The following is a 25,762-nucleotide window of genomic DNA, read 5'->3' on the forward strand; positions in this document are numbered from 1 at the left end:
TGAAGACAGCCATGACCCGAACCAAGCTTCTCGCCAGTTCCCTGATCGTCATCGCGGTGATCGGTGGCTCGGCGTATTACCTGATGGACAGGCGTGCGGACAATGGCCTGCTCAGCGGTGTCGAGTTCAGCGAAGAACAGCTCAATGAAGGCAGCGTCGAGGACCTCAAGGCACTGTCGCTGCCGGAAGCGAAAAAACGCCTCAACTACCTGGTCCTCGATGTGCGTGACAGCATCAACCGTATCGCGATGATCGAGGGCATGCGTCTGGAGATTTCCTCGACTAAAGCCACGCCAGCGGATCCCCAGGAGAAAAAAGAGCTGCAATATGAGCAGCCGTTCGTGCCCTTCCCCACTCAAGACCTGCAAGCCGCACTGGCGTCCCTCAAGCAACCCCCCATGCAGTTCCAGCAGCTTTTTTTCGACAACCAGTCAGGACTGAAACTGGCGGTCGAGCCCATTCGTGACGTGCTCAAACGCGGCGCGCTGCCGGATCAGCGGGTGGAGGATCGCTATCAGCTCCAGACCGTTTATTTTCGCGATGGCACGCAACGACCATTCGCCGAGGTGGCGGTCAAGGACAGCAGTGTCGACGAGCAAGAGCAAGACACCACCAAGGTAGAGCTCACGTTGAATAAACCGGTGGAGCGCATCAGTGTCGCGCTCACTTACCAGAGCTACCCCGGTTTCAAGAAGGTGGTACTGGACAAGGCTCATCCGAAAGTCACCGCTGACGGTGGCGAAGTGTATCAACTGACCGCCCTGGCCGACGCCTGCGCGTCCCTGCTGCTGGCCACGCCCAAGGGTAAAACCTATGTGATCCAAGGCTTGACCGCCGACGGCAAGCCTCTGTTCAGTGGGGGCAACAGCTCCAACTCCTCGCCCACCACCGGGCAAAAGGCCAACCTGCGCACGTACTACGACGAGTTGCTGCGCATGGAAGACAATTTTTCGAGTTTCAAGAGTGCCGCAGCGGTGCAGGATCACCTGGAGCAGTTCGCCAAGGACCTGCCGAGCACCGACAGCGACCTGAACAACATCCAGGCCCATTACCGCTTTGAAGACACCCCCGAAAGCATCGTGATCTATCTGCTGGACCCGGCCCAGCCTCAGACGCTGACGCTGGAGATGAACAATAGTGTGGCGGCCCAGGAACGCTACATCGCCTACGACAACAAGACCGAAAAGAACGGCTTCATCGATAAGAATGGCGTTTGGGTGGTGAAACCACGCTTTGAACGAGCCAAGGACAGCGAAGTGCCCGGCATCTACAGCATGGTGGTGGGTGAACGGCCTTTCGGCGACGACGACGGGTGGCGGGAGCTCATCACCAAGTACTTCATGTTCACGCCCGGCACCCACACCCTCAAGCAACTGCCGTTCGACATTATCGAGCAACAGATCAACGACGACCTGATCGTCGTCGAGCAGATAACCAATGGCCCTTATGGTGTCTTCGACGTCAAGAAGCAGCAGATCGTGGTGCCGATGAAATACGTCAATCCTGAGGTGGTGGGCTCACTGTTCATTGCCCGGCCTGGCACCAAGACCTACCAGACCGACTCCCGCTACGGCATCTGGTCCCTCTCTGGCAAGGAACTACTGGCGCCGCGTTATCGGTCCATCAGTGCCCAGGACGGGTTTATCTACACCACTGCCATCGACGAGGACCAACGCGATGTCTACGACCTGGCGCTGAAAAAGCTCACGCCGCCGGGTTTCACCGCGCTCGGTACCTTCGCCAACGACCAGCCGCTGCTGATACAGGAGCGCAAGACCCGCAAGTTCGCCTTCATCGACACCCAGGGCAAAACCCTGCCCATCAGCCTGCCGTACGATCAAGTCGAGAGCTTTTCCAATGGCATGGCGGTGATCAAGAAAGGTGACCGTTACGGCGCCATTGACCTGACCGGCAAGGTGCGGGTGCCGCCGACCTATGAAGCAATCAACTTCTTCCAGAAAAGCCTCGCGGCCGTCGAAATGGAAGGCTTCGATGGCCTGGTACTGATCGACAAGGACAACACGCTGGTTAAAAAGCTGGGGCATCGGCTCTATTCCGAGATCAAGGCCAACAGCAACGATGCGATGTATCAGGTGTGGGATGCCAAGGAGGAAAACCGGATCAATGTGTTTGATGCCGATGGCAAGCAGACGAACAGTTATCTGCGGGAGTGAGCGCTGACCTGTGGCGAGGGGGCTTGCCCCTCGCCACACGAGCCCGCTGCACGATTGTTTTTGTCATTGCACCCATGAAATTAATCCTGTAATTTTTCATGAAATTTATTGATAAAAATTTCACGAACCCACCCCATGGACAAACAAGAAGAACTGGCCGCCCTGGCGATCCTGATCCATGACCTGCGCAAGCACAAGAAACTCACCCTGACCCAACTGGCGCAAAAGATCGACCGGTCGGTGGGTTTCCTGTCCCAGGTCGAGCGCGGTTTGTCCCGGCCGACGGTGGCCGACCTGACCGCCATCAGCCACGCCCTCGATGTGCCCACCACCTATTTCTACAGCCTGTCCAAACCCAAGGCAGTGGATTGGGTCACCCGGCCCAACGAACGGCGCACGGTGTATTACGCCAACGGCATCACCGACATCCTGGTCTCGCCGAGCATGCAGGGGGCGTTCTCGATCCTCGACAGTTTGCTCGCCCCCGGCGCCAACAGTGGCGAACAGACCATGAGCGACCGAGCCGAACAAGCCGGCTACGTACTGGAGGGCGAATTGACGCTGTGGGTCGAAGGCGAAGCCGATTCGGTGACCCTGGGCCCTGGCGACAGCTTTCACCTGGCCGCCTTCGCCCACTGCCGCTACGGCAACCTGACCGATCTGCCCGCCCGCGTCCTGTGGGTCTATAACTGAGCGCCGATCACGGCACACAAAGGAGCGTCACCCGTGCAAAGCAAGTCTTCCACGCTGTTGGCCGAAGTCCGGACCTTTCGCCAGAACCATCCTGAGGTGCGCTACGTCGACCTGATCGCCCTGGACATCCCCGGACACTTCTACGGCAAGCGCTACCCGGTAGAGATGCTGGAAAAAGTCGCCGCCGGCAGCCCCCTGAAATTGCCGCAGAACGCCGTATTGCTCGGCGCCCAGGGCGGGCTGTTCAAGATTGGCGATTACTGCTTCAACGACGGCGACCCGGATGCCAATCGCCGCCTGGTACCCGGCACCCTCAAGCCGGTGAGCTGGGAGGCGCAGCCCCTGGGCCAGATGCTGATCACCTCGGACGGCACCGACGCGCCCATCGAGTTCGAACCTCGCGAAGTACTGGCCAAGGTCCTGGAACGCCTGAGCCGCAAGGGGATTCACCCGGTGGTGGCCTTCGAGCTGGAGTTTTATCTGTTCGATAAAAAACTCGACGGCGGCCTGCCGCAATTTGCCCGCGACCCGTTGAGCGATGACCACGACGATCAGCCCAACCTGCACATCGAGCGCCTGTCGCGCTTTGGCACGGTGCTGGACGACATAGAGCAAACCGCCAAGGCCCAGGGCATCGACATCACCGTGATCACCGCCGAACTGGGCCCGGGCCAGTTTGAAATCAATTTCGGCCACCTGGATGACGGCCTGCGCGCCGCCGACTGGGCCGCGCTGTTCTGCCGCAGCACACGCGGCGTGGCGCTCAAGCACGGCTACCGCGCCAGCTTCATGGCCAAGCCGTACTTGCAGCATCCGGGCAGCGGCATGCATGTGCATGTCAGCCTGTACGACCCGGCGGGTAATAACCTGTTGGCGGCGCATCAACAGCAACCGCTGCGCCACGCGGTGGCCGGTTGCCTGGAGCTGTTGCCCCATTGCATGCCGATTTTCTCGCCCAATCACAACGCCTTCCGCCGCCTGGGTGGCACGGTCAACGCCGCGACCCGTGCTTGCTGGGGTTTTGAGGACCGTGATGCGTGTGTGCGTATCCCTGAGTCCGACCCGCGCAACCTGCGGATCGAACATCGTCTGGCCAGTGCTGACGCCAACCCGTACCTGGTACTCGCCGCCATTCTGGTGGGCCTGGAACATGGCCTGGACGCCGGTCGCGAGCCCATCACACCCTTGAATGAAGACCGCAACAGCGGTGCAGACTTCCCTCTGGAAATGCTCGAAGCGGTGCGTGCCATGCAGCATCAACCGATATTACGCGAAGGGTTGGGGGCAGAGTTTGTCGACGTCTATTGCGAAAACAAACGCCAGGACCACCTGGCCTTCCAGCAGGAGATCCAGGCGCGGGAATATCGCTGGTATCTGTAAATCTGTAAACCTGTAGCCGCTGCCGAGGCACGAGGCTGCGATGCGTGTCCGCAGGACCGCCCTCGGGGGTCGCTTCGCAACCCATCGCAGCCTCGTGCCTCGACAGCGTCTACACAATAAGGACTTGCCCATGACCGACCAAAGCGCCCCGGCCCTCAAGGAAATCTTCAACGTCGAACGCCTGCAGCACATCGCCGCCGAAATGACGCAGGTGTACCCGGCATTCAACGCCAAAGGTTTCCTCAAACACGCCAAAGCCGGGCTGGCTGAGCTGTCGGTGATGCAACGCATAGCCCGGGTCAGCGAAAGCCTGCACGCGGTGATTCCGCTGGATTATCCGCAGACGCTAAAACTGTTATATGCCCTCGCGCCCCGGATCAACAGCAGCTTTGTCAGCCTGTTCCTGCCTCACTTCGTGGCGAGCTACGGTGCCGATGACTTCAAGCGCTCCATGGCGGCCCTCAAGTATTTCACCACCTTTGGCTCCGCCGAATTTGCTGTGCGGCATTTCCTGCTACGGGACTTCGAGCGCACCCTGGCGGTGATGCAACAGTGGTCGCTGGATGCCAACGAGCACGTACGACGCCTGGCCAGTGAAGGTTCCAGGCCGAGGCTGCCCTGGTCGTTTCGCCTGGCCCAAGTGCAGGCAAATCCGACGCTCTGCGCCTCGATCCTCGACAACCTCAAGGCCGACAGCAGTCTTTACGTGCGCAAGTCAGTGGCTAACCACCTCAACGACATCACCAAGGACCATCCGGCCTGGGTGCTGACCTTGATTGAAAGCTGGTCGCTGGATAATCCCCACACCGCCTGGATCGCCCGCCATGCCTTGCGCAGCCTGATCAAGCTGGGCAACACCCGGGCGCTGACCATCATGGGTGCGGGAGCCAGGGCCGAGGTGAACATCCGGCACCTGAAGGTGACGCCGGCGATGGTCAAACTGGGTGAGCGAATCAACCTGTCCTTCACCCTGGAATCGATTGCCAACGCCCCACAGAAACTGGTGGTGGATTACGCCATCGACTACGTGAAAAGTGCCGGCCATAGCGCCGCCAAAGTGTTCAAACTCAAGGCCTTCACCTTAGGCGTCGGTGAACACCACGCGATTACCCGAGCCCAACACATACGCGAATTGACCACCCGCAAGCACTACCCCGGCAAGCACACAGTGCATGTGCTGGTGAATGGCGAAAAGCTGGCCAGCACTGAGTTCGAACTGCAATCTTGAACGGCCCCGCACAACAGAACCTTCTAACTCGGGCCTTTCTGAGCGGCTCAACTACCGGAGCAATGCCCAGTTGTGGGACTTATACATGGGCAACCCCGAAACGCTCGACTACACCATCGTCTCACCCAACAACAACCCCTGCTCCCGCGCGCACAACTCCACCACGTAATCCCACAACACCCGCAACCGCACCGACTTGTGCAGCTCGCGCCTTGAACTGATCCAATAACTGCGCTGGATACTTTCTCCCGGCAACAGCGGCACCAGGTCCGGATCCCCTGCCGCCATGAAGCACGGCAACACGGCAATCCCCAACCCCGAGCGGGCCGCTTGGTGCTGGGCGATGACACTGGTGCTGTGAAACACCACTTTGGGGTTGCGGCAAAAGCTGCTGAGAAATTTCAGTTCCTGGCTGAACAGCAGGTCATCGACGTAATCGATCCAGGCATGTACCGCCAGGTCTTCGCGTTTTTCGATGGGGGGCGTGCGGTCCAGGTAACTACGGCTGGCGTAGAGAGCCAGGCGGTAGTCGGTGAGTTTGCGGGTCACCAATTGGTCGACGCTGGGCCGTTCCAGGTGGATGCTGATTTCCGCTTCGCGGTTGAGGATGCTGACAAAGCGCGGTACTGCCACCAGTTCCACTTCCAACCCTGGATAGCGCTCGAACAGGCCGCCCATGCGCCCAGCCAGAAACATCACGCCCAGCCCTTCGGCCACGCCGAGGCGAATCTTGCCCAGGGGTGCGGCGGAATGCGTCAACTCCTCCTCGGCCAGCAGCGCGACGTTTTCCATGGCCTCGGCATGCTTGAGCAGCGCTTCGCCGGAGGGCGTCAGTTCATAGCCTTGGGCGTGCTGTACAAACAGCGCGGTGCCAAGGCTTTTTTCGATGGCCTCGATGTGCCGTGCCACCGTGGCGTGGGTGGTTTTCAAACGTTGCGCGGCGGTGAGCAGGCGTCCGCTACGCTGTAACTCAAGAAAGAACCGCAGATCATTCCAGTCGAACATCTCGCCTCCCCTCACTCAATAAGAGCAGCGCTGTCTAAAAACGCACAGCAGGTGGGTAAAAACTAACATTTTTAAGACGAAAACTAACAACTAGGATGGAACCAATAAGAAAAACAAGCGAGACCTCAGATGCCCATTGCAGCTGCTGAATATGATTATGTGGTGGTAGGCGCCGGCCCCGCAGGCTGCCTGCTGGCCAATCGGCTCTCTGCCAACCCTGCCCATCGCGTGCTGCTGCTTGAAGCGGGCGGGCGCGATAACTATCCCTGGATTCATATCCCCGTCGGCTACCTCTTCTGCATCGGCAACCCGCGCACTGACTGGTGCTTCAAGACCGAAGCCCAGGAAGGCCTGCAAGGCCGTGCCCTGAGCTACCCACGAGGCAAGGTGCTGGGCGGCTGCTCATCGATCAACGGCATGATTTATATGCGCGGCCAGGCCCGCGACTACGACGGCTGGGCGGCTGAAGGCAACCCCGGCTGGGCCTGGGACGACGTGCTGCCACTGTTCAAACACAGTGAAAACCATTTTGCCGGCGACTCGCCGTTTCACGGTGACGGCGGTGAATGGCGCGTCGAACAGCAGCGCCTGCACTGGCCGATCCTCGATGCCTTTCGCGATGCGGCCGAACAAAGCGGCATCGCCAGCATCAGCGACTTCAACCAGGGCGATAACGAAGGCTGCGGTTACTTCCAGGTCAATCAGAAATCCGGAGTGCGCTGGAACGCAGCCAAGGCGTTTCTCAAACCGATTCGCCAGCGGCCCAACCTCACGGTTCTGACCGAGGTTGAAGTGGACCGTGTGCTGCTGGAAAACGGCCGCGCCACCGCCGTCACCGGGCGTCAGCAAGGCCAGCAGAACACCTGGCGGGCGCGCAAGGAAATCATCCTGTGCGCCGGCGCCGTCGGCTCGCCCGGCATCCTGCAACGCTCCGGCATTGGCCCGGCCAGTGTGCTCAAGCCGCTGGGGATTGAGGTATTGCATGAGCTGCCCGGTGTCGGCGGCAACCTGCAGGATCACCTGCAATTGCGACTGATCTACAAGCTGGAAAATGCTCGCACCCTGAACCAGATCGCAGGCACGCTGTGGGGCAAGATGGGCATGGGGCTGCGATACCTCTACGACCGCAGCGGCCCACTGTCCATGGCGCCCAGCCAGCTTGGCGCGTTTGCACGCTCGGGGCCGGAGCAGACCTCGGCCAACCTCGAGTACCACGTGCAGCCGCTGTCCCTGGAGCGCTTCGGCGAACCCTTGCACGCCTTCCCGGCCTTTACCGCGTCGGTCTGTGACCTGCGTCCGCAAAGCCGTGGACGCATCGATATTCGCTCGGCCAATCCGGCTGATGCGCCGCTGATCCGGCCCAACTACTTGAGCCATCCGGAAGACTTGCGGGTCGCCGCCGATGCCATTCGCCTGACCCGGCGTATCGTTGCCGCTCCCGCCTTGAAACAGTTCAAACCTGTGGAATACCTGCCCGGCGATGCTCTGCAAACCGAAGAACAACTGCAAGAAGCCGCTGCACGTATCGGCACCACCATCTTTCACCCGGTGGGCACCTGCCGCATGGGTAGCGACAAGGACGCCGTGGTCGACGCGCAATTGCGGGTTCATGGCGTCCCCGGCCTGCGCATCGCCGACGCGTCGATCATGCCGCGCATCACCTCCGGCAACACCTGCTCACCGACGCTGATGATCGCGGAAAAAGCCGCGCAGCTAATCCTTTCGCCGAACACAAGGAGCCTCGCACCGGAGAAAGAACTCGTCACCGCAATCTGAACAGCGGCGCCGATCCGGCGTCGACAGTGGAACAACAATAAATAATCACTGTGAGGACTACCCAATGTCAGAACATGCTCAACCCCTGGACCCCGTTATCGGCGTGCGATCCAGTAACGACACGCAAAAGGTCATCTTCGCCTCCTCCCTGGGGACGGTGTTCGAGTGGTATGACTTTTTCTTGTATGGCGCCTTGGCGGCGGTGATCAGTAAGCAGTTCTTTGCCGGGGTCAACGACACCACGGCGTTCATCTTTGCGCTGATGGCCTTTGCGGCCGGCTTTGTGGTGCGCCCGTTTGGCGCGCTGGTGTTCGGTCGACTGGGGGACATGATCGGGCGCAAATACACCTTCCTCGCCACCATCATCCTGATGGGTCTGGCGACCTTTTGCGTCGGCCTGCTACCCACCTATTCGAGTATCGGCATCGCCGCGCCGATCATTCTGGTGGCCCTGCGCATGCTCCAGGGTCTGGCGCTGGGCGGCGAGTATGGCGGCGCAGCCACTTACGTGGCGGAGCACGCCCCGGCTGGCAAGCGTGGCTTCCACACCAGTTGGATTCAGTCCACCGCTACCCTCGGCCTGCTGCTGTCGTTGCTGGTCGTACTGGCCTGCCGTTACTTCACCGGCGACCAATTTGAAGTCTGGGGCTGGCGCCTGCCGTTCCTGCTGTCGATCGTACTTCTGGGGATTTCCACCTGGATCCGCATGAGCCTGCATGAGTCGCCGGCCTTCCTGAAAATGAAAGAAGAAGGCAAGACCAGCAAGGCGCCCATCCGCGAGTCCTTCGGCAAATGGGAAAACCTCAAGGTGGTACTGATCGCGCTGTTCAGCATCAATGCCGGGCAAGCCGTGACGTTCTACGCCGCGCAGTTCTATGTGCTGTTCTTCCTCACCCAGTTCCTGAAGATGGACCCGGCCCTGGCCAACATGCTGCTGATCATCAGCGTGGTGATCGGTGCGCCGTTCTTTATCTTCTTCGGCTGGCTGTCGGACAAGCTGGGGCGCAAGCCGGTGCTGATGGTCGGCCTGCTGCTGGCCACCGCGCTGTACTTCCCGATCTTCAAGGGCCTGGCCCACTACACCAACCCGGCGATGGACCAGGCCAGCACCCAGGCACCCATCACCGTATTGGCGGACCCGGCTACCTGTACCTTCCAGTTCGACCCGGTGGGCAAGGCGCGTTTCGACAGCCCCTGCGACAAGGTCAAGACCTTCCTGGTGAAACAGGGCCTGCCCTACCACAGTGCTGCGGCCCCAGCGGGCAGCGCGGTGCAAGTGAGCGTGGGTGACGTGCGTATCGACGGCTATGACGAAGCCGCCCTGAAAGGCGCAGTGACACTGGCGGGTTACCCGCAATCGGCCGACGTGGCACAGGTCAACAAAACCATGGTGGTGGTGCTGATCGTCGCGCTGATCCTCATCGCCGCGATGTGCTACGGGCCGCTGGCGGCGCTGATGGTGGAGCTGTTCCCCACCCGCATCCGCTACACCTCGATGTCCCTGCCCTACCACATCGGCAACGGCTGGTTCGGTGGCTTCCTGCCGACCGTATCGTTTGCCTTGGTGGTGTACACCGGCGATATCTTCTACGGCTTGTGGTACCCGGTGGTGATTACCGGGGTGAGTTTGATTGTCGGGCTGATTTGCCTGAAAGAAACCAGGAACGTGGACATCGATAACAACTGAAGAATGCCCAAGTCTCATTGCGCTGGAGATCCAATGTGCTCGCGGAGACCGTTGTAGCCGCTGCCGAAGAATGAGGCTGCGATGCGTGTCCGCAGGACCGCCCTGGGGCCGCTACGGTCGAGCGCGACCCCGGTCCCATCGCAGCCTCATTCTTCGGCAGCGGCTACAAAGGCATTCGCGAGCAAGCCCGCTCCCACATTAGGTTTGGGGTGAACACACAAATTGCTGTACATCCATACAGATAATAGTTGCTGAAATCCGCCGTACTGAGCATCCTGCACACCATCAATCCGATTCGAATGTGGTGACCATGCGGCTGTTCCTCTGTGAAAAACCGTCCCAGGCCAAGGATATCGCTGCCGTGCTCGGCGCGAGCCGTCGTGGCGACGGTTGCTGGCTGGGGCCGGGCGTCACGGTGACCTGGTGCATCGGCCATCTGCTGGAAACCGCCCCGCCCGACGCCTACGACGCCAAATACAAACGCTGGGTACTGGCCGACCTGCCCATCGTCCCGGAAAAATGGAAGATGCTGGTCAAACCCAAAACCGCCAGCCAATACAAGGCAGTCAAGCGCCTGCTCGGGGAAGCCCAGGAACTGGTGATCGCCACCGACGCCGACCGTGAGGGCGAAATGATCGCCCGGGAACTGGTGGAGCATTGCCGTTATCGCGGGTCGATCCAGCGCCTGTGGCTCTCGGCGCTGGACGATGCCTCGATCCGCAAGGCCCTCGCAGCCCTCAAGCCCGGTGCTGAAACCTTCAGCCTGTATCACTCGGCCCTCGGACGATCCCGGGCCGACTGGCTGATCGGCATGAACATGAGTCGCCTGTTTACCCTGCTGGGGCGCCAATCCGGCTATCAGGGCGTATTGCCGGTCGGCCGGGTACAAACCCCGACCCTGCGCCTGGTGGTCGACCGCGACCGCAGCATCGCCGACTTCGTACCCGTGGCCTACTGGGCCATCGATGTCGACCTGCTCCACGACCACATCACCTTCACCGCCCAATGGCGCGCCACCGAAGACGCCTGTGACGACCAGGGTCGTTGCCTCAATCCGCAACTGGCCCGAGACGCAGCCAACGCCATGAGCAAAGCTGCCACTGCGCGGTTGATCAAGCTGCGCACCGAGCGCATGCGCGAAGTAGCGCCCCTGCCCTTCGACCTCGGCACGCTGCAGGAAATCTGCTCGAAAAAGCTCGGTCTGGGCGCCCAGGAAACCCTGGATGTTGCCCAATCACTCTACGAAACCCACAAGGTCATCACCTATCCGCGCAGTGATTGCGGCTACCTGCCCCTGAGCCAGCACAGCGACGCGCCAGGCATTCTTGCTGCGCTGGGTCGGGCCGATCAGGCGGTCCAGGCGTTGATGCCGCATATCGAACCGCAACGCCGCTCCCGGGCCTGGAACGATGCCAAGGTCAGCGCCCACCACGGCATCATCCCCACTGGGGCCGGAAAGGACCTCGGGCAACTGACGGGTAAACACCGGGCGGTCTACACCCTGATTCGCGCCCGCTATCTGGCGCAGTTCCTGCCCAACCACGAATACGACCGTACCCAGGCTGACTTCGATTGCGCGGGCGAAGCCTTGCGGGCAGTGGGTAAAGTCATCGTCGAACCGGGCTGGAAGCGCGCATTGCCTGAAGCGCTGGCACCGACCAAAGGGCGCGAGGCGCCAGCGCCACAGTCCTTGCCGACGCTGGTACAAGGTAATGATTACGCGGTGGCCAAGGTCAACCTCAAGGACCTGTGGACTCAACCCCCCAAGCCGTTCACCGAAGGCGACTTGATCAAGGCGATGAAAAACGTTGCCAAGCTGGTGGAAGACCCGCTGCTCAAGCAGAAGCTCAAGGACACCACCGGGATTGGCACCGAAGCCACCCGCGCCGGGATTATCCAGGGGCTGCTGGATCGGGGTTACCTGGTAAAAAACGGCAAGGCTCTGTCGGCAACACCGGCTGCGTTCAGCCTTATCGATGCGGTGCCACGGGCGATTGCCGACCCCGGTACTACGGCCATCTGGGAACAAGCCCTGGACATGGTCCAGAGCGGTGAGATGAGCCTGGAGGAATTCGTTGCCAAACAGGCCGCATGGATGAGCAAGCAGGTGACGCGTTGTACCGGCATGCGCTTGACCATCAGCGGTCCGGCCAGCCCGGCGGGACGTGGCGCTACGCCGTGGAAGAACAAACGCAAACCGGCTAAACGCAAGACGAGCTCAGCCCCAAAAAGGGCAACAAAACCGGCAAGCAAAGGCTGAAACCACCAAAAAATCCCGACAATGACGTTTTTCGGCTGGTTATGTGGCGCTTTGGACCTTGTCCCATCGCGGGCGGTCTAGGATTCTGTAGGAACTGCTAACCTCCCAACGATAACAACACCGGAGTGGCCTCCATGAAAACCGTTGCGCAACTGCTCAAGTCCAAAGACCAGCAAAACCAGCAAGTCCACACCGTCCCCCATGACCATACGGTGTTTGAGGCTCTGATCGTGATGGCGTCAAAAAACGTCGGCGCCTTGCCGGTCATGAAGGATGGGAAGGTAGTCGGGATAATCAGTGAGCGTGACTACGCCCGTAAGGTAATCCTCCATGGCTTGTCCTCCGTGAAGACCAAGGCCTGCGAGATCATGAACTCACCGGTGATTACCGTTGACACCCACCAGAGTGTCGAGGCCTGCATGAATATCATGACCGACCGCCATCTACGGCATCTGCCTGTCGTAGAGAACGGAGAGCTCCTAGGCCTGCTGTCGATCGGTGACCTGGTCAAGGAAGCCATCGCCGAACAGGCTGATCTGATCAAACAGTTGGAACAGTACATTCGCGGCGAATGAGGGCTCCATGCTCGATACCCCGGACCATCAAACCGACACTCACCTCGACATCCTGCACCGGGCCATGGCCGAACGGCGGTTTCTGGTCCTGACCGGTGCGGGTATCAGCACATCGTCCGGGATTCCCGATTATCGCGACAACGAAGGCGTGCGCCGGGGCAAGGCGCCGATGATGTACCAGGATTTTCTGGCCACACCGCAAGCACGACGGCGCTACTGGGCACGGGCGATGCTCGGTTGGCCCAGGGTGCGCCTGGCGCAGCCGAACAAGGCCCATATCGCGCTGGCGACCTTGCAGGAACGTCAGCTCATCACCGGGCTGATCACGCAGAACGTCGACACCCTGCACGACCAGGCCGGCAGCCGTGACGTGATCGAATTGCATGGCAGCTTGCACCGGGTACTCTGCCTCGACTGCCACTTACACAGCCAGCGCGACCTGATCCAGCACCTGATGGAAAGCGAGAACCCCTACCTGGCCGGTATCGACGCCATCCAGGCCCCCGATGGCGACACGTTGCTGGATCCAACCTTTGAAGAGCGTTTCCAAGTGCCCCACTGCCCCCATTGCAATGGCCAGCGGTTGAAACCGGATGTGGTGTTTTTTGGTGAGAACGTCGCCCCAGCCATCGCAGCCAAGGCAATGGCCGCCGTGGAGCACGCTGAAGGGTTGTTGGTGGTGGGGTCGTCGCTGATGGCCTATTCGGCGTTTCGCCTGTGCAAGGCGATGGTTGACCAGGACAAACCTGTCATTGCCATCAACCTGGGTAAAACCCGGGGTGATGAGCTCCTGCAGGTGAAGATCGAAGCCTCCTGTGAGCGTTTGCTACCGTTGCTGGCCGCACGCCTGTAGCAGCGGCTACAGGGCCAGAAAATGACGTACAAGTCACGTTTCCACGCATTCTCCCGTCCCCACAACGATTTATGTAGTGCGCAAAAATAATCACTACATAATCGTTGACGTAACCTTTTTGTAATTGCATGATTCAAGCGTCTCCCGGATCGGGAGCGTTGGTAACAAGCGTTTTGAACAAGCTCGTCTGACCGCCGAGCTGTTTTTTCCGGATGTGCACTGCCCACAAGGCAGATTGATGAAGCTGACCGGCCCGGAAGGATCGGTACAAGGAGCTCAAACGCTGCTTGTCTTCGTTATGAAACCATTGCGTAGCAGTTCATCAGCAAGACTACATGCATCAGGTTCAAGACCCTGCCCGTACTTGGCAGACCGTCACTGACGCCCGGTTTTCGGAACCGGAGATAACTAACGTGCATTAACGAATCAACTGAAGATCGCCAACTGGTCAAGGGGCTTACACATGAATCTGAACAACCAACCAACTATCGAAGAATTGGCTGAGATGTTCGCAGCGCAGAAAGACAAGCTCGACGACCATATCCTCTGGATTGGTAAATCGGGCCAGGTCCATATTGACTGCCTGGCGCCCCATACCGTGGAAGAAGAGTTCGACAAGAATAACCGTGAACTGGCCGCACGCCTGAAGATGTACCGTCGTGGCCAGGGTTATGTCGGCAAAAAGGCTGCCGCCGATCGCAACTTTATCGAGCAGGTGTTCCACACACTTAATACCGAATGGCAGAACCTCAAGGGCCATTCGCAGGTTAAAGTGATCGATAGATACTGCTGATAAATACGCACTCACAACTTGAGCCTGCTCGATTAAACGAGCAGGCTTTTTAATATGCACGACAGACTGAAAGTTATAACAAAGCCGGAAAACGTCCCTTCCCCGCTTCATCCCGAAAAATATCAAATAATGCCTGAGCCGCCGCCGACAGTTCATGACCGGGTTTGGTCAAGACACCAATCGGCCGTTCGATCACCGGGTCGCGAAGGATGATGCAATGGGCACCCGCCTCCTCCATCTGCCGCGCACAGAGCGCTGGTACCGCACTGACACCCAGGCCACTGGCTACCATTTTGCCTACCGTTGCCAACTGATGGCTCTCCAACGCCACCGGCAGTTTCAGGTTCAGCGCCCCAAGGTGCTCCTCCAACATCACCCGCACCGTGGAGGGTCGTTGCAAGGTAATGAAGGGTTGCTCCAGCAAGGTTTTCCAGTCGATCTCGGCCATCCGGGCCAAGGGCGAATCACCCGGCACGACCGCAATAAAACGATCCAGATACAGTGGAGTAAACGCCAGGGACGAACCCGTGGATGGCTCGAACGCCACGCCTAACTCCACCTGACGATCGCGAACCATCTCCAGCACTTGCTCGTTGATCACGTCGTTGACCGTGACGTTGACCTGGGGATAGCGCGCACGAAAGATCTTCAGCACCGGTGGCAGCAGGTTGCCGGCGAACGAGGGCATCGCCGCCACGGTTACCCGCCCGCGTTGCAAGGTGAAGCGCTGGCGCAGTTCGTCCTCGGCGTTGTCCCAGTCGGCAATCAGGCGCCGGGCCAGGGGCAACAGCGACTCACCTTCGGGCGTCAGCGCGACGTTGCGGGTATTACGGCTGAACAAGCGCCCGCCCAACCCCTCTTCCAGGCCTTTGATGGTCAAGCTCAAGGCCGACTGGGAAAGGTGCAAGCGCTCACACGCGGCGGCAAAACTCAGGCTCTGGGCCACGGCAAGAAAGGCCCGCATCTGTTTAACTGTCATGACGCTGCTCCAGACAACCGACGATTGTGCTGTTTTTTAAATCAATCAACCTTAAAAAACAACTTAACAAATCAATCCGTCAGCGCAACACTCGGGGCATATGGCTGGCCCACAAACAATAAAAGAGGTGCATATGGCAGGTTTCGATAAACGCGTGGCGTCCTACGAAGAAGCGCTGGCAGGCCTGGAAGATGGCATGACGGTCCTCGCTGGCGGTTTTGGCCTGTGCGGGATCCCGGAAAACCTCATCAATGAGATCAAGCGCAAAGGCACCCGTGACTTGACCGTGGTCTCCAACAACTGCGGCGTCGACGGTTTTGGCCTCGGCGTGCTGCTGGAAGGCAAGCAGATCAGCAAAGTGATCGCCTCCTACGTCGGTGAAAACGCCCTGTTCGAGAAGCAATTGCTCAGCGGCGAAATCGAAGTGGTCCTGACGCCCCAAGGTACCCTGGCGGAAAAAATGCGCGCTGGCGGCGCCGGTATCCCGGCCTTCTTTACTGCCACCGGTGTCGGCACCCCTGTGGCCGAAGGCAAGGAAACCCGCGAATTCAACGGTCGCCCATACCTGATGGAAGAATCCATCACCGGCGACTTTGCCATCGTCAAAGGCTGGAAAGCCGACCACTTCGGCAACGTGATCTACCGTCATACCGCACAGAACTTCAACCCGTTGGCCGCCACCGCCGGCAAGATCACCGTGGTCGAAGTCGAAGAAATCGTTGAACCCGGCGAGCTGGATCCGTCGCAGATCCATACTCCTGGCATCTACGTCGACCGGATCATCTGCGGCACCTTCGAGAAGCGCATCGAACAGCGCACCGTCCGCAAATAATCCCGTCCCAGCCCGAATAATAAGGAGACACAACATGGCGCTTACCCGCGAACAAATGGCTCAACGCGTCGCCCGCGAAATGCAGGACGGTTTCTACGTCAACCTCGGCATCGGCATTCCGACCCTGGTGGCCAACTACATCCCCGACGGCATGGAAGTGATGCTGCAGTCGGAAAATGGCTTGCTGGGCATGGGCCCCTTTCCGACCGAAGAAACCATCGATGCCGACATGATCAACGCCGGCAAACAGACCGTGACCGCCCGTGTTGGGGCCTCGATCTTTTCCTCCGCAGAGTCCTTCGCGATGATTCGCGGCGGGCATGTCGACCTGACGGTGCTGGGTGCTTTTGAAGTCGACGTCCAGGGCAACATTGCCTCGTGGATGATCCCCGGCAAGCTGGTCAAAGGCATGGGCGGCGCCATGGATCTGGTAGCCGGTGCGGACAACATCATCGTGATCATGACCCACGCTTCCAAGGACGGCGAGTCGAAGCTGCTGAGCCGTTGCAGCCTGCCACTGACCGGTGCCAACTGCATCAAGCGCGTGCTGACGGACCTGGCTTACCTGGAAATCGAAAATGGCGCTTTTGTCCTCAAGGAACGCGCACCTGGCGTCAGCGTTGAAGAGATTGTCAGCAAGACCGCCGGTAAACTGATCGTCCCGGACCATGTTCCAGAAATGCAGTTCGCTGCCCAGTGAGGAAAGATTCCATGCAAGACGTCGTCATTGTTGCTGCCACCCGCACCGCCGTGGGCAGCTTTCAGGGCTCCCTGGCCAGTATCCCGGCACCGGAGCTGGGCGCTGCGGTGATCCGCCGCCTGCTGGAGCAGACCGGCCTTGACCCCGCCCAAGTGGACGAAGTGATCCTCGGTCAAGTACTCACCGCAGGCTCGGGCCAGAACCCGGCGCGCCAGGCATCCATCCTCGCCGGCCTGCCGCACGCCGTGCCGGCCATGACCCTGAACAAGGTCTGCGGCTCAGGCCTCAAGGCCCTGCACCTGGGCGCACAGGCGATCCGTTGCGGTGACGCCGACGTGATCATCGCCGGCGGCATGGAAAACATGAGCCTGGCCCCCTACGTCCTGCCAGCCGCCCGCACCGGGCTGCGCATGGGCCACGCCAAGATGCTCGACAGCATGATCACCGACGGCCTGTGGGATGCGTTCAACGACTACCACATGGGTATCACCGCCGAGAACCTGGTGGACAAGTACGGTATCAGCCGTGAAGCCCAGGATGCGTTCGCCGCTGCGTCCCAGCAAAAAGCCACGGCCGCCATCGAGGCCGGGCGTTTTGCCGATGAGATCACGCCAATCCTGATTCCCCAACGCAAGGGCGACTCGATTGCCTTCTCGGTGGACGAACAACCCCGTGCCGGCACGACGGCCGAATCCCTGGCCAAGCTCAAGCCGGCATTCAAGAAAGACGGCAGCGTCACCGCGGGCAACGCCTCCAGCCTCAACGACGGCGCCGCGGCGGTGCTGTTGATGAGTGCTGACAAGGCCAAGTCCCTCGGCCTGCCGGTACTGGCTCGCATCGCGAGCTACGCCAATGCCGGCGTTGACCCGGCGATCATGGGCATTGGCCCCGTCTCGGCCACCCGCCGTTGCCTGGACAAGGCCGGCTGGAAACTGGGTGACCTGGACCTGATCGAAGCCAACGAAGCCTTTGCCGCGCAGTCGCTGGCGGTGGGCAAGGAGTTGGAGTGGGATGCGGCCAAGGTCAACGTCAACGGCGGCGCGATTGCCATCGGTCACCCGATCGGTGCGTCAGGCTGCCGAGTGCTGGTGACCCTGCTCCACGAAATGATCAAACGTGATGCCAAGAAAGGTCTGGCAACCCTGTGCATCGGTGGCGGTCAGGGTGTGGCTCTGGCGCTCGAACGCAGCTGAGTTTAGCGAGCAACAGAGAACAGGCCTGTTCCACAAAAACCGGGCCTTTTCTTTGCTCGGTTGCCCTGAAGAAATACGATCAAAATGTGGGAGCGGGCTTGCTCGCGAATGCAGTCTATCAGTTGATGTATTCGTTGACTGACACACCGCTTTCGCGAGCAAGCCCGCTCCCACCGATGATCTTCATTGTCAGTCAGCACGCGGCACCGCAAACACCGCACTCGCCCGTACCACCACCTTCTCCCCCACCTGCAAGCTGACCGTGGCAAACGCCATCTGCCGCCCACGCTTGTGATTTTCCAGCCGCACCTCGATCCACTCTCCCACCTGCACGGTGCCCATATAGTCCAGGGTCATGCTCGCAGTAATCAACGGCAGCGCCGGCTCACTGGAAAACGCCATGGCGTAGCCCATACCGACATCCGCCAGGGTTGCCAACACACCACCATGGACGGTGCCACGCCCGTTGGCATGACGCTGGTCGGCACGCAGGCCGATTTCCAGTTGCAGGCCTTCGCCACGGCAATACACCGGACCAAGCAGGTCCAGCAGCGGGCTGCTTCGAGATAGCGGGATAAAACCTTCAGGAATAGCGATCATGACGAGTTCCTCGTGGGAGTCTGGCTTGAGGTGTAACCCGACGTCCCTATCACGACTATCAAGATCAGCCCCGCAAATCCCGGGCGATACTTTGCGTTAATCCGCAGGAGCCACTTTAATCGCCCTGACCTCTCTCGAATGCCCCTTCGTCAAGCGTCGCACCTAACGCTTCATGCACCGCAGATAGCGCTCATCCACCCGCTTGGCAAACCAGGCCGTGGTCAGGTTGCGGGTGATCTTCGGGCTTTTCAGCACGATGCCCGGCAAGATAGCCCGAGGTAATGGTTTGCCTTCGGCCTTCTCGGCCAGGGCAAAGACTCGTTGATAGAGGGTGGTCTCTTCAAAGTCCAGGCGATCACCCTGCTCCAACTGGCTGCGGATGCTGGGGTTGCGCATATCCAGCGCCTTGCCCAACGAACGCACTGCCAGCTCGGTCGTGCCGGGCAGGATCGAGCCGTAGCGGATCAGATCCCCATCCAACGCCAGTGACTTCCCCGAGGCGCGGTTCACGGCAGCCTGGAACGCAGCATTGCGGCTGGCGTACCAGCCGGCGTTGAAGTCGGCGAAGCGGTACAGCGGCTGGTCGTAGCTCACCGGGTACCCCAACAAGTGAGCAATGCCGAAGTACAGGCCGCCACGACGGGTGAAGACTTCCCGGCGAATCGTGCCATCCACCGTGTAGGGATAATCCCGGGACTGCTTTTCAGCGAAGGCAATGCTGACCTGCATGGGGCCTGCGGTGTGCACCGGGTTGAAGCCACCAAACAAGGTATTCCCCAACGGCACGACGCTGATGAAGTCGTCAAAGATCCCGCTCAGGTCCTTTTCCGTACGGGCAGCATTCAAGCGATCGGCGTAGGACTTGCCTGTGGGTGAGCGCAGTTGCAGCGCGGTACGCACCAACACGGCTGGGATGTGCACCTTGCCCGCACGCCGGAGGATTTCATCCTGGGCAATCTTGCCCATGTTCGGCACTGGCGGGTCGACCTGATAGGTGGATTCCTGCTCGGTCACCGCCAGCACCGCGCAGATATTTTCAGTGCTGGGGTAAATCTTCTGGGTGTTGAACGCGGTGTAGACGTCCTGGGCCCAACCCGCCCGGTCCGGGACTTTAGCCGGCAACAACCGCACAATCTGCGCCTTGACCTCGGCTTCGCTACGCTCCGGTTGCTGCTGGGTGCGTTGGCTGGAACAACCGGCCAGCACCAGCAGCGTGGTCAGGCAGAGAATCAGGCGGGATGAGGGCATGGGGCTTCCTTGGACAACGATGGGCAATCATGGTGGACAAGTCTAACGCGGGTTTGCCGACCTGCTGCACTCGCCAGCCACAGCGCAACTGTGACAGGATCGGACTCCTGCCGTTCCAACAAGGAGTTTGAATGCCATGCTCAGCATGAATTTTCTCATCACCTGCCTGATCGTCGTGCTGATCCCCGGCACCGGCGTTATCTTCACTATTTCCACGGGGCTTGCCGCTGGTAAGCGAGCCAGTGCCTTTGCCGCGCTGGGCTGTACTGCCGGAATCGTCCCGCACTTGCTGGCATCGGTGCTCGGGCTGTCCGCACTGTTGCACACCAGTGCGCTGGCCTTCGAAGCGCTGAAGTTTGCCGGTGCCGCCTACTTGCTGTACCTGGCCTACGCCACCTGGCGGGATCGCTCGGCCTTTGCCATGAATGACACGCCGACGGTTTCCAGCGCCCGCAGCCTGATGGTCAGGGGCTGTCTGCTGAATATCCTCAACCCTAAACTGACAATTTTCTTCCTCGCATTCCTGCCACAGTTCGTTACCCCAGGCAGCACCGCGCCGGCCGTGCAAATGCTGTTGCTGAGCAGTGTGTTCATGGCGATGACATTGGCGGTGTTTGTAATCTACGGCCTGTTGGCCAATGTGTTCCGCCGCGCGGTGATCGAATCACCACGGGTACAGAACTGGCTGCGCCGCAGCTTTGCCGCGACATTTGCGGGGTTGGGGCTGAATCTGGCGTTTGCGCAACGCTAGGCACGGAACCTGTAGTGATCGGGTTTCTGTGGCGAGCCCCCTCGCCACAAGGTCGTCGTCCGACTTATCAGATCCCGGCCAGAGCCAAGTCCATCGCGAAGTAGGTAAAGATCAGGTCCGCGCCGGCCCGCTTGATCGAACCCAACGTTTCCCGCACGATCCGCCCTTCATCAATGGCACCGGCCTGGGCACCGAACTTGATCATCGCGTACTCGCCACTGACCTGATACGCCGCCACCGGCAAACGCGAGGCTTCGCGGATGTCGCGGATAATGTCCAGGTAGGCACCGGCCGGTTTGACCATCAGCGCATCCGCGCCTTCCTGCTCATCCAGCAGCGATTCACGCACGGCTTCGCGACGGTTCATCGGGTTCATCTGGTAGCTCTTGCGATCGCCCTTGAGCGCGCTGCCGCCGGCTTCGCGGAACGGACCATAGAGGGCCGAGGCGAACTTGGTGGAATAGGCCATGATCGGGATATGGCTGAAACCAGCCTCATCCAGCGCCCGGCGGATGGCCTGGACTTGTCCGTCCATGGCGGCCGAGGGTGCAATCACATCGGCACCGGCGCGGGCAGCCGCCACCGCTTGCTTGCCGAGGTTGACCAAAGTGCGATCGTTGTCGACTTCAGCGCCATGCATCACGCCGCAGTGGCCGTGGTCGGTGTATTCACAGAAACAGGTATCGGACATGACGATCATTTCCGGCACCGCATCCTTGCAGATCGCCGACATGCGCGACACCAGCCCGCGTTCGTTCCAGGTGTCACTGCCGCTGGCGTCCAGATGATGTGACACGCCGAAGGTCATCACCGACTTGATCCCGGCACGGGCATAGCGCTCGATTTCACCGGCCAGTTTCGACTCGGGAATACGCAGCACCCCAGGCATGCTGGTGATCGGCACGAAGTCGTCGATTTCTTCCTCGACGAAAATCGGCAGCACCAGGTCGTTCAGGGTGAACTCGGTTTCCTGGAACAGGCCACGCAGCTCCGGGGAGCGGCGCAGGCGGCGAGGACGGGCTTCGGGGAACTGGCTGGACATGGGGACTCCTGAAAATGGACCAAGGCGAAAATCTTTGGGGCGCAAGCTTATGCCCGCGGCACCTGACGGTACAAACACCTGATGCAGAACAGTTTATTGCGACACCGGTAACAATTGCATTGACCTACAGGTGTAGACGCCCTTCTATGCGCACCGCCACCGCACCGCCGATCCAGATATGCTCGCCCTGCTGCTCCACCCGAATTCGCCCGGCGCGCCCCATGGCCGCGCCCTGGCTGACCACATAACGACTTGGCGCCAAGCCTTCGCCCAGCAACCACTGGGCCACGCCAGCGTTGAGGCTGCCGGTAGCGGGATCTTCCGGGGCCCCATCGCCGGCAATAAACGCGCGGACTTCAAACTGCGCCTCCAGACCATCCCGTTCAGGGTTCCACGCAGCGATCACCCCGACCGCCAGCCCGTACAACTGCGAGTAGTCCGGGCGCAGTTCCAGAACCGCCTCACGATCCGCCAACATCACCGCCAGCCAGCCCGCGCCGTTGTCGACCCACTGGCTGCGAATAATCGCCCCCGGCTCCAGCGCCAATGCCCGCCGGACCCGCTCTACCAACTCGGTCTCCACCGGGCCTGAGCGCAACAACGGCGGCGCAATAAAGGCCAGTTCATCACCCTGGCGCCGTATGCGCACCAGGCCGATTTCACATTCCTGGATGATCTCCTCTCCCCTGGGTTCGCCACCGGCTTGCAGCCAGGCGTGGCAACTGCCCAGGGTGGGATGGCCGGCAAACGGCAGTTCCTGCAGGGTGGTGAAGATTCTTACCCGGTAGTCGGCCCTTGGATCACGGGGTTTGAGCAGGAAGGTGGTTTCGCTGAGGTTGGTCCACTGGGCGAAATCAGCCATCTGCTGGTCGCTCAGGCTGTCGGCCCCCAGCACCACGGCCAGGGGATTGCCCTTGAGGGCGACACTGCTGAAGACATCCAGCTGTTTGAAGTCGAAGGAAAGCATGGGACCCCTGTCAGTCGGTTATTGTCAGGCGGGAATGTTCAACCCACGGATCACCGCCGGCCGTGCGACAAAGCCATCCAGCGCCCGCAGCACATTGGGGAAATCGGAAATACCCACCAGGTCGCCCGACTCATAGAAACCAATCAGGTTACGGATCCAGGGAAAGGTCGCAATATCGGCGATGGTGTATTCATCACCCATGATCCAGGTGCGGCCCAACAGGCGTTTTTCCAGCACGTCCAGCAAGCGCCGGGCTTCAGCGGCGTAACGGTCACGGGGACGTTTATCTTCGTAGGCTTTGCCGGCGAACTTGTTGAAGAAGCCGACCTGGCCGAACATCGGCCCGATACCGGCCATCTGAAACATCAGCCACTGAATCGTCTCGTAACGCGCCGCCGGATCCTCGGGCAAGAGATGGCCGCTTTTCTCGGCCAGGTAAATCAGGATCGCACCGGACTCGAACAACGCCAGTGCCTGTCCGCCGGGGCCATTAGGGTCGATGATCGCCGGAATCTTGTTGTTGGGATTCAGCGACAGGAACTCGGCGCTGAGCTGGTCCTGGGTCTCGAAACTGACCTTGTGTGGCTCATACGGCAGGCCCAACTCTTCCAGCATGATCGACACTTTGACCCCGTTGGGCGTCGGCAAGGAGTACAGTTGCAGACGCTCGGGATGCTGCGCCGGCCATTTGCCGGTGATCGGGAACGTGGAGAGTGAGTTCATCGCAAAGCTCCAAGGCAAGAAGGGTCCATCATAGTCATCTGGCGGGCCGCCTGCATCGGTCTTCAATTCGCAACATCGCCTCGTTAATATCCCGTCGATGCGAACCAAACTCCCTAAACGCACTCTTAAGTGCGCCCGAACCGGTAAAAGGACCTGCACCACGACAACGATATGGAGAGCCACTCGACGCCTGAAACCAGGCTTGTCCGCATTAATCCTAAGCACTGAAGACTAAAAACATAATGATTCTTAAGCCTCTGTGCCTTGCCAAACGCCTTAAACGCTATTCATATGTCATGTTGCCGCTACTGCTGGTGGTTGGCGCGCTGGTCGTGACCCTGGAAGCCCGCGAAAGCCGTGCTCAGCAAGTGGACGGCGTACAGACCCTGGTATTCCTGCGCCACGGGGAAAAACCCGCGGGCGGCCTGGGCCAGCTCAATTGCCAGGGTCTGAACCGCGCCATGAACCTGGCCACCGTACTGCCGGAAAAATTTGGCAAGGCCAATTATGTATTTGCCGCCAACCCGACCCGTAATGTCGAGGAAGGCGAGCTCGACAACTCCTACAGCTACATTCGTCCGCTGATGACCATCAGCCCCAGCGCCATCAAACTTGGCTTGCCGGTGAACATCGAGTACTCAGCCAATGACACCAGCGCCCTGGCCGACGAACTGGTGGAAGACAAGTACCACAACTCGATCATCTACACCGCCTGGTCCCATGGCTACCTGCCGGAGCTGATCAACAAGGTGGCGAGCGAAGCGGTTGGTGAAAAACACACCATCACCGAAGACTGGTCCGGCAGTGATTTCGATACGCTGTATGTGTTGACTCTGACCTGGCACAACGGCAAAGCGACACTGCTCAGCCGCAATTACAAGCAAGGGCTGGATAACGGCGAGCAGACGTGCCCGGCGGCGACTCAGGTGAGTGCCGATACCTGACCGTTCCTACACCTCAGAGAACCCGCATGAAGGGCAATAGCGGCGTATGATGCGCCGCTATTGACTCATCTGCGGATCATCAACATGTCCAACCTCTCCTCCACCCACCCCGCCCGGGGTTGGTCCCTCTGGTGGAAACCGGCGCTGTTTCTCTTGGTGGCCTGTGTCGGCCTCTATTACGTGAAGTGGTCGCCCTACTACTTCAAGGCCTTTGTTGCGGCCGATAACCACAGCATCGGTGCCTCGATCCTCAACGACGAGCAAAGCGCACCGCTGGCTGCCGCACTGGCCTACGCCCAGGTGTATTTCCTGGCCATCTGGAAAGCCGCCGTGCTGGCAGTGATCCTCGGTTCATTGCTGCAAGTGCTGATTCCCCGGGACTGGTTGCTACGCCTGTTCGGCCGCGCCGGGCTGGGTTCGACCTTGCGGGGCGGGCTGTTCGCCTTGCCGGGGATGATGTGCAGTTGCTGTGCCGCTCCGGTGGCCGCCGGTATGCGTCGCCAGAAGGTCTCGGTTGGCGCCGCGCTGGCATTCTGGATCGCCAACCCGGTGCTGAACCCGGCGACCCTGGTGTTCATGGGTTTTGTGCTTGGCTGGGGGTTTACCGCATTGCGCCTGGTAGCAGGTATCGTCCTGGTGGTGGGTGTTTCGTTGGTGGCCCAACGTATCGCGCGTCCTGAACTGGTGCCGGAAGCGGCGCTGGACGCCGTCGCCGAAGCGAGCACCGTCGAAACCCAACCGTTCCTGGGCCGCTGGCTGCGCACCTTGTGGCAGCTGTTCTGGAGCACGATTCCGGTCTATATCCTGGCGGTGCTGATCCTGGGCGCGGCGCGGGTCTGGCTGTTTCCCCATGTCGATGGCGCGATGGCCAACAGCCTGATGTGGCTGGTGCCCCTGGCAATCGTCGGCACGCTGTTTGTGATCCCGACCGCGGCGGAAATCCCCATCGTGCAAACCATGATGACGCTGGGCATGGGCACTGGCCCGGCCGTCGCGTTGCTGATGACTCTACCGAGCGTGAGCCTGCCGTCGCTGTTGATGCTGCGTAAGGACTTCGACGCTCGGGTGCTGGTGACGGTGGCCGGGTTGACCATGCTGATGGGGGTGGTGTGTGGCCTGATTGGAATGGCCATTCTGTAGTCACCCGAACTTATGTCAGTCAGGCGATCGAACAGGCAGCGAGTAACCTGTGGCGAGGGGGCTTGCCCCCGTTGGGCTGCGAAGCAGCCCCAATAAGACCACTACACTTCTTCAGATAAAACTGAGTGTCTGTTTTTAGGGCTGCTTCGCAGCCCAACGGGGTGTAGAACCGTAGACATCCTTTACATCTGAAACCGGGGACATCGTTTACACATTTGA

At 60.2% G+C, this 25,762-nt stretch carries 23 protein-coding genes; 16 read left to right on the top strand and 7 right to left on the bottom strand.

Features of this window, described 5'->3' with window-relative positions:
• Positions 1-11: 11 nt before the first annotated feature.
• The 4 genes from J7E41_RS00765 to J7E41_RS00780 all read left to right on the top strand — a co-directional run bounded on the left by J7E41_RS00765 (position 12) and on the right by J7E41_RS00780 (position 5,475).
• Positions 12-2,174, top strand: a complete 2,163-nt coding sequence (locus J7E41_RS00765; RefSeq protein WP_251029280.1) for a WG repeat-containing protein — start codon at positions 12-14, stop codon at positions 2,172-2,174.
• Positions 2,175-2,309: 135 nt separating this feature from the next.
• The gene (locus tag J7E41_RS00770; RefSeq protein WP_214989512.1) at positions 2,310-2,867 is read left to right on the top strand and encodes a helix-turn-helix domain-containing protein; all 558 of its coding nucleotides are present in this window, start codon (positions 2,310-2,312) and stop codon (positions 2,865-2,867) included.
• Positions 2,868-2,900: 33 nt separating this feature from the next.
• Entirely contained in the window at positions 2,901-4,247 is a 1,347-nt protein-coding gene (locus tag J7E41_RS00775) for a glutamine synthetase family protein (protein WP_214989513.1), read from the top strand.
• A 130-nt stretch (positions 4,248-4,377) separates the two neighbouring features.
• Positions 4,378-5,475, top strand: coding sequence for a DNA alkylation repair protein (locus tag J7E41_RS00780; RefSeq protein WP_214989515.1), 1,098 nt, complete (start codon positions 4,378-4,380; stop codon positions 5,473-5,475).
• 108 nt (positions 5,476-5,583) lie between these two features.
• Here the strand turns inward: J7E41_RS00780 and J7E41_RS00785 are convergent, their stop codons facing one another.
• The gene (locus tag J7E41_RS00785) at positions 5,584-6,480 is read right to left on the bottom strand and encodes a LysR family transcriptional regulator (protein ID WP_214989516.1); all 897 of its coding nucleotides are present in this window, start codon (positions 6,478-6,480) and stop codon (positions 5,584-5,586) included.
• A 129-nt stretch (positions 6,481-6,609) separates the two neighbouring features.
• Here J7E41_RS00785 and J7E41_RS00790 point away from each other — a divergent pair, with 129 nt between their 5' ends.
• The 6 genes from J7E41_RS00790 to J7E41_RS00815 all read left to right on the top strand — a co-directional run bounded on the left by J7E41_RS00790 (position 6,610) and on the right by J7E41_RS00815 (position 14,424).
• On the top strand, positions 6,610-8,256 hold the full coding sequence (locus tag J7E41_RS00790) for a GMC family oxidoreductase (RefSeq protein ID WP_214989517.1): 1,647 nt from the start codon (positions 6,610-6,612) through the stop codon (positions 8,254-8,256).
• 64 nt (positions 8,257-8,320) lie between these two features.
• Positions 8,321-9,943 carry an MFS transporter gene (locus J7E41_RS00795; RefSeq protein WP_214989518.1) on the top strand — a complete coding sequence of 541 codons (1,623 nt, stop codon included), beginning with the start codon at positions 8,321-8,323 and terminating at the stop codon, positions 9,941-9,943.
• Between the two features lie 310 nt (positions 9,944-10,253).
• Positions 10,254-12,203 carry a DNA topoisomerase III gene (locus J7E41_RS00800; RefSeq protein WP_214989519.1) on the top strand — a complete coding sequence of 650 codons (1,950 nt, stop codon included), beginning with the start codon at positions 10,254-10,256 and terminating at the stop codon, positions 12,201-12,203.
• A 134-nt stretch (positions 12,204-12,337) separates the two neighbouring features.
• Positions 12,338-12,778, top strand: a complete 441-nt coding sequence (locus tag J7E41_RS00805) for a CBS domain-containing protein (protein WP_214989521.1) — start codon at positions 12,338-12,340, stop codon at positions 12,776-12,778.
• Positions 12,779-12,785: 7 nt separating this feature from the next.
• Entirely contained in the window at positions 12,786-13,631 is an 846-nt protein-coding gene (locus tag J7E41_RS00810) for an NAD-dependent protein deacetylase (RefSeq protein WP_214989522.1), read from the top strand.
• A gap of 463 nt (positions 13,632-14,094) precedes the next feature.
• Positions 14,095-14,424, top strand: coding sequence for a hypothetical protein (locus J7E41_RS00815; protein ID WP_155584606.1), 330 nt, complete (start codon positions 14,095-14,097; stop codon positions 14,422-14,424).
• A 73-nt stretch (positions 14,425-14,497) separates the two neighbouring features.
• Here the strand turns inward: J7E41_RS00815 and J7E41_RS00820 are convergent, their stop codons facing one another.
• A complete protein-coding gene (locus J7E41_RS00820) occupies positions 14,498-15,403 on the bottom strand; it encodes a LysR family transcriptional regulator (RefSeq protein ID WP_214989523.1) in 906 nt (301 codons plus the stop codon).
• A 133-nt stretch (positions 15,404-15,536) separates the two neighbouring features.
• Here J7E41_RS00820 and J7E41_RS00825 point away from each other — a divergent pair, with 133 nt between their 5' ends.
• From J7E41_RS00825 to J7E41_RS00835, 3 genes are read left to right on the top strand one after another with little or no spacing between them, the layout of a single operon-like run.
• Positions 15,537-16,235 (top strand): CoA transferase subunit A, encoded by a 699-nt coding sequence (locus J7E41_RS00825; RefSeq protein WP_155584608.1) that lies wholly within the window; start codon positions 15,537-15,539, stop codon positions 16,233-16,235.
• A gap of 34 nt (positions 16,236-16,269) precedes the next feature.
• Complete coding sequence (locus J7E41_RS00830; RefSeq protein ID WP_169353960.1) at positions 16,270-16,935, top strand: CoA transferase subunit B; 666 nt, start codon at positions 16,270-16,272, stop codon at positions 16,933-16,935.
• Positions 16,936-16,946: 11 nt separating this feature from the next.
• Positions 16,947-18,128 carry an acetyl-CoA C-acetyltransferase gene (locus J7E41_RS00835; RefSeq protein WP_214989524.1) on the top strand — a complete coding sequence of 394 codons (1,182 nt, stop codon included), beginning with the start codon at positions 16,947-16,949 and terminating at the stop codon, positions 18,126-18,128.
• 189 nt (positions 18,129-18,317) lie between these two features.
• Here J7E41_RS00835 and J7E41_RS00840 read toward each other — a convergent pair whose 3' ends face one another.
• Both J7E41_RS00840 and J7E41_RS00845 read right to left on the bottom strand, forming a co-directional pair.
• The gene (locus J7E41_RS00840; protein ID WP_214989525.1) at positions 18,318-18,728 is read right to left on the bottom strand and encodes a PaaI family thioesterase; all 411 of its coding nucleotides are present in this window, start codon (positions 18,726-18,728) and stop codon (positions 18,318-18,320) included.
• 162 nt (positions 18,729-18,890) lie between these two features.
• Positions 18,891-19,976, bottom strand: coding sequence for a DUF1615 domain-containing protein (locus J7E41_RS00845; protein WP_214989526.1), 1,086 nt, complete (start codon positions 19,974-19,976; stop codon positions 18,891-18,893).
• Between the two features lie 136 nt (positions 19,977-20,112).
• Here J7E41_RS00845 and J7E41_RS00850 point away from each other — a divergent pair, with 136 nt between their 5' ends.
• Positions 20,113-20,727, top strand: coding sequence for a LysE family translocator (locus J7E41_RS00850; RefSeq protein WP_214989527.1), 615 nt, complete (start codon positions 20,113-20,115; stop codon positions 20,725-20,727).
• A 67-nt stretch (positions 20,728-20,794) separates the two neighbouring features.
• Here J7E41_RS00850 and hemB read toward each other — a convergent pair whose 3' ends face one another.
• The 3 genes from hemB to J7E41_RS00865 all read right to left on the bottom strand — a co-directional run bounded on the left by hemB (position 20,795) and on the right by J7E41_RS00865 (position 23,459).
• The gene (gene hemB / locus J7E41_RS00855) at positions 20,795-21,769 is read right to left on the bottom strand and encodes a porphobilinogen synthase (RefSeq protein WP_214989528.1); all 975 of its coding nucleotides are present in this window, start codon (positions 21,767-21,769) and stop codon (positions 20,795-20,797) included.
• Positions 21,770-21,893: 124 nt separating this feature from the next.
• A complete protein-coding gene (locus J7E41_RS00860; RefSeq protein ID WP_214989529.1) occupies positions 21,894-22,736 on the bottom strand; it encodes a PhzF family phenazine biosynthesis protein in 843 nt (280 codons plus the stop codon).
• A 24-nt stretch (positions 22,737-22,760) separates the two neighbouring features.
• Positions 22,761-23,459, bottom strand: a complete 699-nt coding sequence (locus J7E41_RS00865) for a glutathione S-transferase N-terminal domain-containing protein (RefSeq protein ID WP_214989530.1) — start codon at positions 23,457-23,459, stop codon at positions 22,761-22,763.
• 242 nt (positions 23,460-23,701) lie between these two features.
• On the opposite strand from J7E41_RS00865, the gene J7E41_RS00870 reads away from it, so the two are divergent.
• A complete protein-coding gene (locus J7E41_RS00870; protein WP_214989532.1) occupies positions 23,702-24,403 on the top strand; it encodes a histidine phosphatase family protein in 702 nt (233 codons plus the stop codon).
• Positions 24,404-24,487: 84 nt separating this feature from the next.
• Positions 24,488-25,543 carry a permease gene (locus J7E41_RS00875; RefSeq protein WP_214989533.1) on the top strand — a complete coding sequence of 352 codons (1,056 nt, stop codon included), beginning with the start codon at positions 24,488-24,490 and terminating at the stop codon, positions 25,541-25,543.
• Positions 25,544-25,762: the final 219 nt, after the last annotated feature.

It is taken from the genome of Pseudomonas fluorescens, assembly GCF_018614655.1.
GTDB classification, from domain to species: domain Bacteria; phylum Pseudomonadota; class Gammaproteobacteria; order Pseudomonadales; family Pseudomonadaceae; genus Aquipseudomonas; species Aquipseudomonas fluorescens_BX.